The 15,181-nt window shown below is 62.7% G+C and carries 11 protein-coding genes; 7 read left to right on the forward strand and 4 right to left on the reverse strand.

The genetic code is table 11. The features are described 5' to 3' along the window. Positions 1-14: 14 nt before the first annotated feature. The 4 genes from FIU86_RS05325 to bchF are packed head-to-tail and all read right to left on the reverse strand — an operon-like array spanning position 15 to position 6,877. Positions 15-3,578: a magnesium chelatase subunit H gene (locus tag FIU86_RS05325; protein WP_152474117.1), complete on the reverse strand. Its 3,564-nt coding sequence runs from the start codon at positions 3,576-3,578 to the stop codon at positions 15-17. Continuing rightward, the gene (bchB, locus tag FIU86_RS05330; protein ID WP_152474118.1) at positions 3,568-5,097 is read right to left on the reverse strand and encodes a ferredoxin:protochlorophyllide reductase (ATP-dependent) subunit B; all 1,530 of its coding nucleotides are present in this window, start codon (positions 5,095-5,097) and stop codon (positions 3,568-3,570) included. Before bchB ends, FIU86_RS05325 begins: the two co-directional genes overlap by 11 nt. Continuing rightward, positions 5,094-6,380, reverse strand: coding sequence for a ferredoxin:protochlorophyllide reductase (ATP-dependent) subunit N (locus FIU86_RS05335; RefSeq protein WP_152474119.1), 1,287 nt, complete (start codon positions 6,378-6,380; stop codon positions 5,094-5,096). Before FIU86_RS05335 ends, bchB begins: the two co-directional genes overlap by 4 nt. Beyond that, on the reverse strand, positions 6,377-6,877 hold the full coding sequence (gene bchF / locus FIU86_RS05340; RefSeq protein ID WP_152474120.1) for a 2-vinyl bacteriochlorophyllide hydratase: 501 nt from the start codon (positions 6,875-6,877) through the stop codon (positions 6,377-6,379). Before bchF ends, FIU86_RS05335 begins: the two co-directional genes overlap by 4 nt. Positions 6,878-7,186: 309 nt before the next feature. Between bchF and FIU86_RS05345 the strand changes: the two genes are divergently transcribed. From FIU86_RS05345 to bchE, 7 genes are all read left to right on the forward strand, one after another. Continuing rightward, entirely contained in the window at positions 7,187-8,017 is an 831-nt protein-coding gene (locus FIU86_RS05345) for a B12-binding domain-containing protein (protein ID WP_152474121.1), read from the forward strand. A gap of 34 nt (positions 8,018-8,051) precedes the next feature. Beyond that, a complete protein-coding gene (ppsR, locus tag FIU86_RS05350; protein ID WP_152474122.1) occupies positions 8,052-9,476 on the forward strand; it encodes a transcriptional regulator PpsR in 1,425 nt (474 codons plus the stop codon). Between the two features lie 120 nt (positions 9,477-9,596). Beyond that, positions 9,597-10,499, forward strand: coding sequence for a chlorophyll synthase ChlG (gene chlG, locus FIU86_RS05355; RefSeq protein WP_152474123.1), 903 nt, complete (start codon positions 9,597-9,599; stop codon positions 10,497-10,499). Beyond that, complete coding sequence (locus FIU86_RS05360) at positions 10,496-11,746, forward strand: BCD family MFS transporter (RefSeq protein WP_152474124.1); 1,251 nt, start codon at positions 10,496-10,498, stop codon at positions 11,744-11,746. Before chlG ends, FIU86_RS05360 begins: the two co-directional genes overlap by 4 nt. Before the next feature lie 3 nt (positions 11,747-11,749). Then, the gene (locus tag FIU86_RS05365; protein ID WP_152474125.1) at positions 11,750-12,928 is read left to right on the forward strand and encodes a geranylgeranyl diphosphate reductase; all 1,179 of its coding nucleotides are present in this window, start codon (positions 11,750-11,752) and stop codon (positions 12,926-12,928) included. Beyond that, complete coding sequence (idi, locus tag FIU86_RS05370) at positions 12,925-13,458, forward strand: isopentenyl-diphosphate Delta-isomerase (protein ID WP_152474126.1); 534 nt, start codon at positions 12,925-12,927, stop codon at positions 13,456-13,458. Before FIU86_RS05365 ends, idi begins: the two co-directional genes overlap by 4 nt. Before the next feature lie 78 nt (positions 13,459-13,536). Next, positions 13,537-15,180: a magnesium-protoporphyrin IX monomethyl ester anaerobic oxidative cyclase gene (gene bchE / locus FIU86_RS05375; protein ID WP_152474127.1), complete on the forward strand. Its 1,644-nt coding sequence runs from the start codon at positions 13,537-13,539 to the stop codon at positions 15,178-15,180. Position 15,181: the final 1 nt, after the last annotated feature.

Below are 15,181 nucleotides of genomic sequence, written 5' to 3' on the forward strand. Positions count from 1 at the left end.
TTCGGGGTTACGTGTCATTCTGCTGCGACCCCTTCGAGGTGATCTTCGAGGGAGTCGGCGGCGTTGCGCAGGGCCGAGAGGGTGTCCTCGTCGGGCTGCCAATAGGCGCGGTCGTGGGCTTCGAGCAGGCGGTTGGCCATGCGCGAAGAAGCGGTAGGGTTGAGATCCGCGAGGCGCTGGCGCATGTCCGCATCCAGTATGAAGGTCTCGGAAAGTCGCTGGTAGACCCAGGGTTCGACCTGTCCGGTGGTGGCCGACCAGCCCATCGTGTTGGTGAAGGCGCTTTCGATCTGGCGGACGCCTTCGGCACCGTGTTGAAGCAGCGCCTCGTGAAACTTGGGATTGAGCGCGCGCGAGCGGGATTCCAGTGAGACCTGGTCGGCCAGCGTGCGCACCTTGCCCGCGCCGCGGGTCGTGTCGGAGATGTAGATCGCCGCCTCTTCACCGCCGCGTGCGCGTTTGACCGCGCGCGAGATGCCGCCCAGCGTGTCGAAATAGTGATCGACCGTGGTAACGCCAAGCTCGACGGATTCGAGGTTCTGGTAGGCCAGTTCCACGTCGCCCAAGGCGGTTTGCAGCAGTTTATCGTTGGCCGCCGCCTTGCCGTCGACGCCGTAGGCGAAGGACTTGCGCGAGAGATAGGCGTCAGCCAGCTCGTCCTCGTCATCGAAGGCGGAACTGTCGACCATCATGTTGACGTTCGAGCCATAGGCGCCTTCGGCGTTGGAGAAGACGCGCAGGGCAGCGGTTTGCAGGTCGCAGCCGATCTTCTCGGCATAGGCCAGCGCGTGGGCGCGGATATAGTTCTGCTCGACCGGCTCGTCGGCCTTCGCGGCCTTGAGCGCAGCTTCGGCCAACAGCTTGGTTTGCAGGGGCAGAAGATCGCGGAAGATGCCCGAGAGGGTCATGATGACGTCGATACGCGGGCGGCCCAGTTCCGCGAGTGGGATCAGGTCCGCCCCGCAGAGCCGGCCGAAACTGTCGAAACGGGGGGCGGCGCCCATGAGCGCCAGCGCCTGCGCCAGTTGTGAGCCGTCGGATTTGATGTTGTCGGAGCCCCAGAGGACGATCGCCACGGTGCGCGGCAGGGTCTTGTGCGTTTCAAGCAGAAGCTGCGCCTGCGCCGCGCCTTCGCGGCAAGCGAATTCCGAAGGCATCCGGAACGGGTCGAATGCGTGGATGTTTCGGCCCGTGGGCAGAATGTCGGGTGAGCGGACGAGGTCGCCGCCATGGACTGGCGCTGTGTAGCCGCCGGACAGCGCGTGCAGGATGGCGGGGATCTCGGTGCTTTGCTTGAGGTGAGAGTCGGCGGTTGCGCGCGTCTCAGCATCGGCGTCGGCCATGAGATCGAGATACTCGGCGCGGGCCGTGTCGGACATGGGGCGCCCCACCACGTGCAGGCCCTCGGGGATCAGCGCATCCTCGGTTTCCAGCAGTTTTAGCCAGAGCGTTTCGGGATCGGTATCACCTAGGTCGACGGCTTCAGCCTGTTCGGCGATGAGCGTTTCCAGATCGGTGCGTTCGGATGCGCCGGGGCGCGTGGCGCGCCAGCGGGTCAGGCTTTCTTTCAGCTCGGCCAGCCCCTTGTAGAGGCCGGCGGTGGCCAGGGGCGGGGTGAGGTGTGAAATGGTGACGGCGCCCGAACGGCGCTTGGCGAGGCTGGCCTCGGACGGGTTGTTGGCGGCGTAGAGGTAGATGTTGGGCATCTCGCCGATCAGGCGGTCGGGCCAGTCGCGGGCGCCAAGACCCGCCTGCTTGCCCGGCATGAATTCCAGCGCGCCATGCATGCCGAAATGCAGGATGGCGTCGGCCTGGTAGGTGTCGCGAAGCCACTGGTAGAACTGCACGAAGGCATGGGTGGGCGCGAAGCCGCGCTCAAAGAGCAGGCGCATCGGATCGCCTTCGTAGCCGAAAGCGGGCTGGACGCCGACGAAGACGTTGCCGAAATCCTGTCCCAGCACGAAAACGCCGCGCCCGTCGGATTGCACCTTGCCGGGAGCGGGACCCCAGACCTCTTCGATCTCGGAAAGATGGGACGTGTTTGCCACTATGGTGTCGGCGCTGACATGGGCGGCGACGTTGGCCTCTTGACCATATTGGGCGGCGTTGCCTTGCAGGACGGCGGCGCGCAGGGCGTCGACGGTTTCGGGTACCTCGATTTCGTAGCCCTGGGTCTGCATTTCCAGCATGGTGTTGTGCAGGCTTTCAAAGACGGACAGGTAGGCGGCAGTGCCCACGGCACCCGCGTTCGGCGGAAAGCCAAAGAGTACGATTGCGACTTTCTTTTCCGCCAGCTTGCGGCGGCGCAGGCGAATGAGGCGTTCAGTCTTCTCGACAAGGCTGTCGATGCGCTCGGGGCAGGGCGCCATGGCCTTGTTGTCCGGAGCCGCCTTGCAGGCATGGGCGCAGCCGTCGCAGCCCTCGGGGCCGTGGCGGCCGGCAAAGACCGTCGGACAGGTCGCGCCGTCGAGTTCGGGTAGCGCGATAAGCATCGTCGTTTCGATCGGGCCGAGGCCTTGGGGCGAGTCGGCCCACTGGCCCAGCGTCTGGAATTCCAGCGGATGGGCGGCGATGTAGGGCAGATCAAGGTCCTTGAGCACGGAAATGGCCGCGTCGTTGTCGTTATAAGCCGGGCCGCCGACAAGGCTGAACCCGGTGAGGGAAACCAGCGCGTCGATCTTCGGGCCGGCGTCAGTCCGGAAGAATGCGTCGATGGCGGGACGCCCATCGAGACCGCCCGCGAAGGCGGGCAAGACATTCAGGCCGCGCGTATTGAGTGTACGGATGACGGCGTCGTAATGCGCGGTGTCGCCCGAGAGCACGTAGGAACGCATCATCAGGAGGCCGACAGTGGGCGCGCCGGGGATGTGGCCGGGCAGGTCGGCGGGATCGGTGGTGATTCGGTCGGGCAGGTCGGGGTGGTAAAGCCCGGTATCGGGATATTCCACCGGCAGGGCCACGCGAGCGCCGCGCCACGCGTCATGGCGGCAGTAGCGCGAGATCAAGAAGCGGATAAGGCCCTCGACATTCTCGTCAGACGCGCCGAGCCAGTATTGCATCGTCAGAAACCATGCGCGCAGGTCCTGGGCCTTGCCCGGGATCAATTTGAGGATGCGCGGCAGGCGGCGCAGCATCTTCATCTTCTTGGCGCCGCTGTCGACATTCTGCTTTGTCTGGCCGCGCAGCTTTTTCATCAGCTTGCGGGTGCCGGATTCCGGCGCCTGCATGTCGAGCGTGCCCATACGGGTCAGGCGTACGATTTTTGCATCGGCTATGATGCCCGCAAGCGCGTCGCAATCCTCGCGCCGCGCTTCGAGGTCAGGCAGGATCGCGTTGATATGATCTTCGAGGAAAAGAAGGTTTGCGATGAGGATGTCACCCGAAGCGATGTCGGCGCGGGCGGCGGCCAGGGCGGCGTCGCTTTCACCCCATTCGGCGGCTGCATGGACCTTAAGCTCCAGCCCCGGGAAATCCATGCCGAGATTCAGGGCCGCCCGTTCACAGGGGCCGGCCGCATGGCTGTCCAGCGTCAGGATCACGACCTTGTAAGGCCGGGTTATCATGGCGTCATCGCGCATAATGGGCCTTTGCTTCGTACAGTGTATCGAGGCTGATCTGGGTCATGCCGCGTTCGGCGGCGAAGGTTTCGGTGTTGCGGCGGGCCTTGCCGCGCACGAAGAAGGGGATCTTCTTCAGTTCTTTTTCCGCGTCGTCGAGCCATGTGATCGAACTGTTGTCGTTCGCAGGCTGCGGTTCTTCAGCTTTTTCAGGTTGCGGCGCGGGTTTGGCTTTGTGTCCGTGATGGCTGGCCCCCGCGTCGTCGTGGAATTCGAAGTCGTCGCGGAACATGTGCAACAGGTGCTCTTCCAGCCCCATGACCAGCGGGTGTACCCAAGTGTCGAAGATGACGTTTGCGCCTTCGATGCCCATTTGCGGGCTGTAGCGGGCGGGGAAATCCTGCACGTGGACGGGAGCGGAGATGACGGCGCAGGGGATGCCGAGGCGCTTGCCGATATGGCGTTCCATCTGCGTTCCGAGAATCATCTCGGGCGCCAGTTCCTCGATCCGCTGTTCCACGTCGAGGTAATCGTCGGTGATCAGCGCCTCGACGCCGTAGTCCTTGGCCAAAGCCCGGATCGGGCGGGCCATCTCGCGGTTGTAGCAGCCAAGACCGACCACCTCGAACCCCATCTCGTCGCGGGCGACGCGGGCGGCGGCGGCGACATGCGTGCCGTCGCCAAAGAGGAACACGCGTTTGCCGGTGAGGTAGGTGGAATCGACCGAGGCCGAGTACCACGGCAGGCGCAGGCGGCTGTCGTCGAGGTTTGGCTGTTGCCCCGTGATCTCGGCGACCTCGGCGATGAAATCGCGGGTGGCGCCGACGCCGATCGGGATAGTTTTCGTAAAGGGTTGGTCCAGTTCACGTTCCATCCAGCGGCATGCGGCCTCGCCGGTTTCGGGGTACATCAGGACATTGAAGTGTGCGGCGCCCAGCCGGGTAAGATCCTCGGGCGTCGCATTGAAAGGCGCGCAGACATTGACCGAAATGCCCATGTCCTCGAGCAGGGCGCTGACCTCGGTGATGTCGTCGCGGTGGCGAAAGCCGAGGGCGGTGGGGCCGATCAGGTTGGCGGTGACGTGGCCCGTGCGCTCCATCGGTTTCGCAAGGTGACGTACCAGTTGGAATAGTGTCTCATCCGCGCCGAAGTTTTCCTTGCGCTGGTAGCTGGGCAGTTCCAGCGCGATGACCGGGCAGGGCAGGCCCATCTGTTCGGCCATGCCGCCGGGATCGTCCTGGATCAGTTCGGCGGTGCAGGAGGCCCCGACGATCATGGCTTGGGGCTGAAACCGCTCATAGGCCGCTTGAGCCGCGGTCTTGAAAAGGTTTGCCGTGTCTGCGCCCAGATCGCGGGCCTGAAATGTCGTATACGTGACGGGCGGGCGATGGTTGCGCCGCTCGATCATGGTGAAGAGCAGGTCGGCATAGGTGTCGCCCTGCGGCGCGTGCAGAACGTAGTGCAGGCCCTTCATCGCTGTGGCGACGCGCAGGGCGCCAACATGCGGCGGGCCTTCGTATGTCCAGACCGACAGCTTCATTCGGCCGCCTCCAGCCGCAGCTTGGCGCGGCGATGCAGGGGGCGCGAGAAGAGGCCGGCAAGGTCACCGGCCTGTTCGTAGAAATGCACCGGGGTGAAGACCAGTTCGATGGCCCACTTGGTTGCCAGCCCTTCGGCCTCGAGCGGGTTGGCAAGGCCAAGACCGCAGACCGTCAGATCGGGTTGCGCCGCGCGGCAGCGGTCGAGCTGCATCTCGACGTCTTGGCCCTCCGAGAGTGTTGGACCCTCTTCCAGCAAGTCGAGGTCCGGGTCGACAACCCCTTTGTGGATATAGGGCGCGCCCACTTCGACGGCGGTCATCCCGCATTCGCGGGTGAGAAACCGGGCCAGCGGAATCTCAAGCTGGCTGTCGGGGAAAAAGAAGACGGATTTGCCGTCCAGTTTCTCCGCCGCCTGCGAGATCGCTTTTTTGGCCCGTGCGCGGGGCGCGTGTGTTACAGTGTCGAACAGGGTGATGTCGACACCGAACTCCATTGCCACGGCGCGAAGCCACGCGGTGGTGCCTTCTTCGCCGAACGGGAAAGGCGCAGGAATGTGACGCGCCCCGCGCTTTCCAAGTGCGGCGAGGGTGCCGCCAAGGAAAGGCTGGGTGAGGATGAAAGAGGTGTTGGGACCAACCGCGAGAGTGCTGTCGGCGCGACGCGCTGGCAGCACTTTCACGTTGTCGATGCCCATCTTGGACAGAAGGTCGAGCATCTGGTCTTCGACCACATCGGGCAGCGCTCCAACTACGAGAAGCTGGCGCTCGTCGCTGTCCGGCAGGACCGGGACCATCGAGGCAAGGCAGGCATCCTCCCCTTCGGTAAAGGTGGTTTCGATGCCAGAGCCCGAGTAATTCAGCACCCGCACGTGCGGGGCGTGTTGCAGCGACAGCTTTTCCGCGGCGCGGGCAAGATCCAGCTTGATCACTTCGGACGGGCAGGAGCCCACGAGGAAAAGCTGGCGGATGTCCTTGCGGCGCTCCAGCAGGCGGGCGACCTCGCGCTCAAGCTCGACCTGTGCGTCAGCAAGGCCGGCAAGATCGGTTTCCTCGAGAATCGCGGTGCCGAAGCGCGGCTCGGCGAAGATCATCACGCCGGCGGCGGATTGCAGCAGATGGGCGCAGGTGCGGCTGCCCACAACAAGGAAGAACGCATCCTGCATCTTGCGGTGCAGCCAGATGATTCCCGTCAGTCCGCAAAAGACTTCGTGCTGGCCGCGCTGTTTCAGAACCGGGGCGTCGCGGCATCCGGTGGCCAGAAGAGGAGTGGAGTCTTTGGTCATGCCAGCACCTCTGGCGCGCTTGCCGATTGAAGCCGCGCGGCGCGTAATTTGAGCACGAACTGGGTGGCGTTGATCGCGTAGGCGGCATAGGCCGCGAGCGCTAGGATCATCAAACCTTGAGGGGAGAATGCGGCCGTGAAAAGCGCCCAGAGATAGGCCGTGTGCAACGCGATGACCGCGAAGCTGAACACGTCCTCCCAGAAGAAAGCGTGGGCGAAAAGGTATTGACCGAAAACGACTTTTTCCCAGATCGCACCGGTGACCATGATCAGGTAGAGAAAGCCGGTCTTGATCAGGATCGACCACGTGGCCAGCGCGTAGCCTTCGCCCGTCCAAAGGTAGCGCAGCACGAGGACAAGCGAGACGAGGAAGACAAGGAATTGAGCGGGCGCGAGAACGCCCTGAACCAGGGTCCAGATACTGGCATCGCGACGGGCGCGCTGTTCAGGTGTGTAGAGCAGGCCCGGGCTTGTTTTTGGTGGCGCTTGAAGCGTCATTGACTCCCCCTCGCAGACCGTAAGGTCGTTGCACGATGCTAGGGGTTTGGGCTTCAAAGTGTCAACTAAAATTTACACCTTGACCCGTTGCGATGAATCGACACGAGAGAACGGCGCGCGACTCGAAGATTCATTGTTTTTAATGGTGTTGTCGCACCGCCCAGATCTTGGACCAAAGAAATAAAGTTCTGGAAAACAAAGGATTGGATGGTCGCGTCATACGTGTATGTCAGGAAAAATTGACATTGAAGCCCGGTGGGCGCAGACTAGTTCGGGCTTCATGTGTGCCCGGTGCCTGCGGGCGCAGTCATGTTGTCGAACGCCGGGGAGAAGCGCGTGGGAGAGTCCTCTGACAGAAAAGGCTCCGGCCTTTCGAAGACCCAGCAACCGGCCATCCGGTTTCTCGTGGAATCAGCGCTGAGAACAGTCATTTCAAATACGACCCGATCCGAGCCGCGGACGCGGGAGGAGTGGGTCGAAAGGCTGTGCGAAGCGCTGATGTCGGAGTCCGACAGCGGCTATCGGGCGGTCATCGCTTCGTTGATGGCAACCGGTGTCAGCAGCGAAGAGATATTTCAGTCTTACATCCCGGCCGCTTCGGCCTATCTTGGTGAGCTTTGGGTCAGTGATCGGGCGAGTTTCGTCGATGTCACCGTCGGCGCCTCGCGTTTGCAGGGGCTTTTTCGCGATAATGGAGATCGCGCTTCGGCGCAGTGGAGCGACCGAAGCATCCCGCTTGGTCAATCCGTTCTGATGGTCGTGCCGCACTTCGAGCAGCATGCGCTAGGCGCTTTTGTCGCAGCCGACAACCTGCGTCAGCATGGGCTTTGGGTTCACATGGCGATTGGCCTGACGCGGGAGGAATTGGCTGAACTTTCGGGCACCCGGCGCTTCGCGATGATCGGAATATCGGTTGCAACGCGGAATTCGGTTGAAAAGACCACCGAACTTATAGATTACCTCCGCTCAAATGCTAACTATATGCCACCGATCGTGATCGGCGGGCGGGCTGTCGAGGCAGATCCGAAGGCCGTCTCAAAGACCGGCGCGGATCATGCGGTTCGCACTGCGCGTGAAGCGATTGAAAAATGTGGCCTGTCGAGTGTAGCAGAGGCGTTGCCGTTCAGCGGGGCGATCTGATGTTACTTGGTTTGGGGATTGGCGGAGTGGTCTGATGACCCGTGAGACTCGGAAGTCTGAGCGATTACGCGCCGGGGCATTGCCCGATCCTTCCGGGGTGCACAATATCGTGGAGCAGGCCGGTGACGTGGCCGTCTACGTGGCCGACGATGGTGAGGTCGCCGGCATTTCCGTAAATCCCGACTGTCCGTCGCTTGGGTGCCTTGACCATTGGGTTGGGCGGCCGTTCGAAAAATTCCTTACTGTTGAAAGTAAGGAAAAGCTCGAGCTGCGACTGGAAGAAATGCGCGTCAATCCCGACCTGACGTCTCGGGGGCTTGAGCTGAATCATATCGACAATGCAACCTGGGAATTCCCAATCCGCTATACCTTGCACAGGGTGTATGACGGGGGCTTTCTATTGCTTGGACGCGACATGCAGCCAATTGCGGAGGTCCAGCAGCGCTTGGTTGCTGAGCAAACGGCGCGCGAACGCGACCAGCAGCGGCTGCGCGGTGAGCAAACGTTCTATCATGTCGTGCTGGAGACGTCCGAGACACCGATGATCCTCGTCGAGCCGGAAAAGGGCCGCATCCGCGACTTGAACAGTGCAGCGGCAATGCTTTTGGGCACGAATGTCGATACGCTGAGCGGATCCTCGCTGGCCCAGGCGTTCGACGGGCGGCGGCGCGAAGAACTGATGGACGCCATGCGCAGCGCGGCCGGATCGCGCGAGGCGCGGGGCATCGAGCTTGTGGCGCGACGCAACGAACGCGAACTGAAGCTCTACCCCGATTTTTTCCGTGCGGCAGGCGAGCTTTACATGCTGTGCCGCGTGCGGCCCACGGCGGGTGACGTCGGAACAGCGGCTGAATCCGCGCAGGTGATTGGCGCGCTTTATTCCGCCACCAGCGACGCGATCGTGATCACCGATGGCAAGGGTGTGATCCGCGATGCCAATGAGGCATTTTTGACCATGGCGGATGCCGCGCAGTTGCGCGATGTCCGTGACAGCGACCTTGCGGATTTCTTGGTGCGCGGTGCCGTGGATACCAAGCTGATGCTTGAGACGGCGGCCAAGCAGGGCCGGCTGAGCAACTACGCCACCCAGTTGGCCAGCATCGTCGGAACTCGGTCGAGTGTCGATGTATCGGTCGCTCGGCTGCGCGACCCGGCCGGCGATTTCGGTTATGGCTTCATCCTGAGAAACACGTCGCTGAATGAAGGCGCGGATGCCGAGGTCACAAGCGTGGTCAGCGAAGAAGCGATGAAGAACGTCATGGACCTAGTCGGGACAGCCTCGTTGAAAGAGCTCGTGTCGGCCACATCGGACGTGATCGAGAAGTTGTGCATCGAAACGGCGGTGCAGTTGACCGGAAACAACCGGGTCGCGGCGGCCGAAATGCTGGGTCTGTCGCGCCAGAGCCTTTACGTGAAATTACGTAAGTACGGTTTGATCAATTCGACTGCCGACGAATAGGCAGCCAAAAGCTATCTCAAAGCTTTTGGCAAATCCTTTGTGAAAGGATTTGGGCGCGCAGCGCCAATGCTCTCAAAAAAGACCTTTCGCGAATCCGAGTTGTAAACCATACTTGACACTATGAGTGTCTCATTGGGCATACGTGCGTCGCGCCGCTGGCCCGAACCGCGCGCCACCCTGACCCTGATCAAACCGATCACGTGGTTCCCGCCGGTCTGGGCCTATCTGTGCGGCGTCGTTTCCAGCGGGGTGCCGGTGATGTCGGCGCCCTGGCTGGTACTGATCGGCATGGTGTTGGCCGGGCCGGTGGTCTGCGGTATGAGCCAGGCGGCAAATGACTGGTGCGACCGGCACGTGGATGCGATCAACGAACCTGGCCGCCCGATCCCGTCGGGCCGCATCCCCGGACGCTGGGGCCTGTGGATTGCCCTTTTCATGAGTATTGCTGCGCTGGCGCTGGGGGCGACGCTGGGCCCGTGGGGCTTTGGCGCGACGGTGTTCGGTGTGCTGGCGGCCTGGGCCTATTCGGCCGAACCTGTCCGGATGAAGAAATCGGGTTGGTGGGGGCCGGGCCTGGTTGCGCTGTGCTACGAGGGGTTGCCGTGGTTCACCGGGGCTGCCGTATTGTCGGCCGGCGCGCCGGCATGGCAGATCGCGGTTCTGGCGCTGCTTTATGCCGTGGGCGCGCACGGGATCATGACGCTCAACGATTTCAAGGCTTTGGAGGGAGACCGGCAAACAGGGGTGAACTCCCTGCCCGTTTCGCTCGGCCCGGAACGCGCGGCGCGCGTGGCCTGCTGGATCATGGCGGTCCCGCAACTTGCGGTGATCGCAGCGTTGGTGTGGTGGGGACAGATGTATCACGCCGCAGCGATTGCCGCGCTGCTGGGGGTTCAGCTTTGGGCGATGCGCGTATTGCTGTCCGATCCCAAAGGCCGCGCGCCTTGGTATAACGGCACGGGCGTCACGCTTTATGTCAGCGGCATGATGGTTGCGGCCTTTGCGGTAAGGGGGTTGGTATGACGCTGGGATGGGGCGGTATCGCACGGCTGTGTCTGGCCAACGCCGCGATCGGCGGGATGGCGGCCCTGCCGGTGAACCTGTTCAACAGGTTGATGACGGTCGAGCTGGCGTTGCCTGCGCTGTTGCCGGGGTTCCTGGTAGCGCTGCACTACGCCGTTCAACTGTCGCGGCCCATCTGGGGGCACCGCTCGGATGCCAGGGGCGGGCGGACACCGTTCATTCTGGGCGGAACGCTCGTGGTAGGCGCGGGGCTTGTGCTGACGGCCTGGGCAATCGCCTTTGCGCCGAGTACGCAGGTCGCGATTGCGGTCTGGATCGTTGCTTATGCGCTGATCGGGTTCGGGATCGGAGCAGCGGGCACCTCGTTCCTGGCGTTGCTGGCGACGGCGGCACCGGACGACAAGAAAGGCGCGGCGGCCACGTTTGCCTGGCTGATGCTAATCGCGGGCGCGATTGCGGCGTCGGTGGGCGCGGGTGTCGCGCTGAAACCCTACGGTCCCGAACGTTTGATGCTTGTCGTGCCGCTCGTCGCCACGGCATGTTTCGCAACGGCGTTGATCGCCACATGGGGCGTCGAGCGCCGGCTGGGCGCCGTGCCCGCACCACAGGAGCCAAAGCTGGGACCGGCACTGCGCGCCACGTGGGAAGACCCGGCGGCAAAGGCGTTCACCGGGTTCGTGTTTCTTTCGATCCTAGCCTTTTACCTGAGCGAATTGGTGTTGGAGCCCTTCGCGGGTCACATTCACGGGCTGAGCCCCGACGAGTCGACAAAACTGTCGGGGGGCAAGGACGGCGCGGCCCTTTTGGGTATGCTGATGGCTGGAGCGTTCTCGACCTTCAGGCTGGGCAGCTTGCGAACATGGGCCGTGGCCGGTTGCGTGGTATCCGCCGTGGGCCTGATGGGCCTTGGCGCAGGGGCGGCGCTGGTGCCGTTCACGGTTATCCTTGGGCTCGGCAACGGGTTGTTCGTGGTGGGCGCCATCGGATCTATGATGCGGCTGGCCGCGGCGCAGGAGGGCGCCACCGGCACGCGGATGGGTGTCTTCGGGGCAGCCCAGGCGGTTGCGGCCGGGCTGGCGGGGCTGATTGCCACGGGCACGCTTGACTTGACCCGCGCGATAATGAGCGACGGCGCGGCCTATGCTGCCGTCTTCGGCCTTGAGGCCGTTTTGTTCTTGGCCGCAGCGTTGGTGGCGGTGCGCATCCTGCACCGGCCGCACGCGCCGCTGCTTCAACCGGGAGAATGAGCGATGTATGACGTTGTGGTGGTAGGGGGTGGCCCGAGCGGGGCCACGGCGGCAGAAGACCTCGCGCGGTCTGGCCACAATGTGGCGCTGCTGGATCGGGCCAGCAGGATCAAGCCGTGCGGCGGTGCAATCCCGCCGCGGCTGATCGTGGATTTTGATATTCCCGAGGATCTTCTGGTGGCCAAGATAACCACCGCCCGGATGATCTCGCCCACCGGGCGCAAGGTGGATATCCCGATCGAGAATGGGTTTGTCGGCATGGTGGATCGCGAGGATTTCGACGAGTTCCTGCGCATCCGGGCCGAGGCCGCCGGTGCCGTGCGCGCCACCGGGACATACAAGCGGATCGTGCGCGAGAACGGACAGCTCAAGGTTATCTATCGCGACAAAGTCAGCGGGAACGAGCGTGAAATGCCCTGCAAGCTCGTGATCGGCGCCGACGGCGCGCGGTCGAACGTTGCGCGGGATGAGGTCGAGGGCGGCGACCGTATACCCTATGTCATCGCCTATCATGAGATCATCGCGGCGCCCGGCAAGATCGGCGAGTACGATCCAGCCCGTTGCGACGTGATCTATGACGGCCGGATCAGCCCGGATTTCTACGGCTGGGTCTTTCCGCATGGCAAATCGGCCAGCGTCGGCATGGGATCGCTTGTGAAAGAGGTGGACGTGAAACAGGCCACCGCCGATCTGCGCGTGGCCAGCGGGCTGGCCGACTGCAAGACGATCCGCAAGGAAGGCGCACCGATCCCGCTGAAGCCGCTAGACCGCTGGGACAATGGCAAGGATGTCGTCCTGGCCGGCGATGCGGCCGGCGTGGTCGCGCCCAGTTCGGGCGAGGGCATTTACTATGCCATGGCCGGCGGGCGCGTTGCGGCCACGGCCGCGGCGGCGTCTCTGGCATCGGGGCGGGTCAAGGATCTGCGGCTGGCGCGGCAGCTTTTCATGAAGGAACACAAAACGGTGTTCCGGGTGCTGGCGTCCATGCAGAATGCCTATTACAAGTCGGACGAGCGGCGCGAGCGGTTCGTGTCGCTGTGCCATGATATCGACGTGCAGCGTCTGACCTTCGAGGCGTATATGAACAAGAAACTGGTAAAGGCGCGGCCCATGGCCCACCTGAAGATCGGGTTGAAGAACTTGGCGCACCTGACGCGACTGGTACCGGCAGCCTATACATGAGCGTGATGATCCCGACATGGATCGGCGGCGATCTGGTGGCCGTCGAAAAGCTGGAAGCGCATGAGCGCGGCCTGCGGCACAAGGCGGTGTCGGTGTTCGTGCTTTGTGGAAATGAACTGCTGATCCAGCGACGGGCCTTCGGCAAGTATCACACGCCGGGCCTTTGGGCGAATACCTGCTGCACCCATCCAAACTGGGGCGAAGACCCCGCGGCCTGCGCGGTACGACGGCTGGAAGAGGAGTTGGGCATTACCAGCCTGACGCTGACATATCGCGATCAGATCGAATACCGCGCTGACGTGGGTGGCGGGTTGGTTGAGCACGAGCTGGTCGATGTCTTCGTGGCGAACGTCACGGAGCGCGTCGCGGTAAATCCGAACCCGGACGAGGTGATGGATACGGCTTGGGTCGATCTGGACGATCTGATCGAATGGACCCGGAGCATGCCGGAGATCTACACGCCTTGGCTGCGGATTTACCTTGAAAAACATGCGGCGCAGATTTTCGACCGGGCGGAAACCCTTCTCTGACGTATTCTGACTTGATGTGAGTCAAGTTTTTGCAGCGTTCCATGTGTCAATATTTGTTGACACGTGGAGGTGCAAGATATGCGACTGGTGCTCATTCATCCGAATTATCATTCCGGCGGTGCCGAGATCGCGGGAAACTGGCCGCCAGCTTGGGTCGCCTATCTCGCGGGTCCACTGAAAGCAGCGGGCTATACCGATATCCATTTTATCGACGCTATGACCCACGACATCGGGGAGGACGAGTTACGCGCGCGCATCGCGGCCCTGAAACCCGATATCGTCGGAGCGACCGCGATCACCCCTTCGATCTACAAGGCGGAGCGCGCGTTGGAAGTCGCGAAAGAGGCAGCGCCCAGTGCGATCACGGTGTTGGGCGGCGTGCACGCGACCTTCATGTTCAAGCAGGTCCTGTCCGAAGCGCCGCACGTGGACGCCATTGTTCGCGGCGAGGGCGAGGAGGTTTTCCTCGATTTCGTGCGCGCGGTCGAGGACGGACGCTGGCAGGCGGATCGAAAGAAGATCAAGGGAATCGCCTATGCCGAGGACGGGCCGATTGTTGCAACTCAAGCGGCCTCGACCGTCAAGGACCTCGACGGGATCGTGCCGGACTGGTCGATCCTCGATTGGGAAAAGTACATTTACATCCCTCTGAACACGCGGCTGGCGATCCCGAGCCTTGCGCGGGGCTGTCCATTTACCTGTTCGTTCTGCTCGCAATGGAAATTCTGGCGCGATTACCGCGTGCGCGACCCGCAGAAGGTCGTGGACGAAATCGAGGACCTTGTGAACAACCACGGGGTCGGCTTCTTCATCCTCGCCGACGAGGAACCGACCATCAACAAGCGCAAGTTCACCGAGTTCTGCGAGGAGCTGATCCGGCGCGGCCTGCCGGAAAGGGTGAAATGGGGCATCAACACGCGGGTTACGGACATCAAGCGCGACATGGACATGTTGCCGTTGTGGCGGCGGGCGGGGCTGGTGCATATCAGCCTTGGAACCGAGGCGGCGGCCCAATTGAAGCTGGACCGTTTCAACAAGGAAACCAAGGTCGAGGAGAACAAGGAGGCGATCCGGCTGCTGCGCGAGGCGGATATCTTTACCGAGGCGCAATTTATCGTCGGGTTGGAGAACGAGACCGTCGAGACGCTGGAAGAGACCTATCGCTATGCCCGCGACTGGAACCCGGACCTTGCGAACTGGACGATGTACACGCCGTGGCCGTTCACCCCGCTGTTTCAGGAGTTGCGCGACAAGGTCGAGGTGTTCGATTTCGAGAAATACAATTTCGTCACGCCCATCATGAAACCCGATGCGATGGACCGGGCCACGCTGCTGGACCGGGTGATGCACAATTATCGGCGATTCTACATGATCAAGGCATTGTTCCACTATCCGTGGCGCGGGCGGGGATTTCGGCGCAAGTACCTGCTGGGCTGTCTGCGCGCCTTTGCGAAGGCCGGGTTCGCGCGGACTTTCTATGACCTGGGCAAGGTTGGGTATTGGGGGCCGCAATCGAAAGAGAAGGTGGATTTTCATTTCGACGACACCAGGCAAATCGCCGAGGCGCAGATGGCCGACTGGGAAGCGATGGCGGATCGCAAGGCCAGGGCCGCCGAACGCAAAGCGGCAGTGCGCGATCAGGTGAAGGCCGAGAAAGCGCGTCTGGCAAAGCTGCAAGCCGAGACGAAAGCCTGCGGCGGGGTAGACAAAGTAGAGGTCTGAA

It is taken from the genome of Roseovarius sp. THAF9 (genome assembly GCF_009363715.1).
GTDB lineage: Bacteria > Pseudomonadota > Alphaproteobacteria > Rhodobacterales > Rhodobacteraceae > Roseovarius.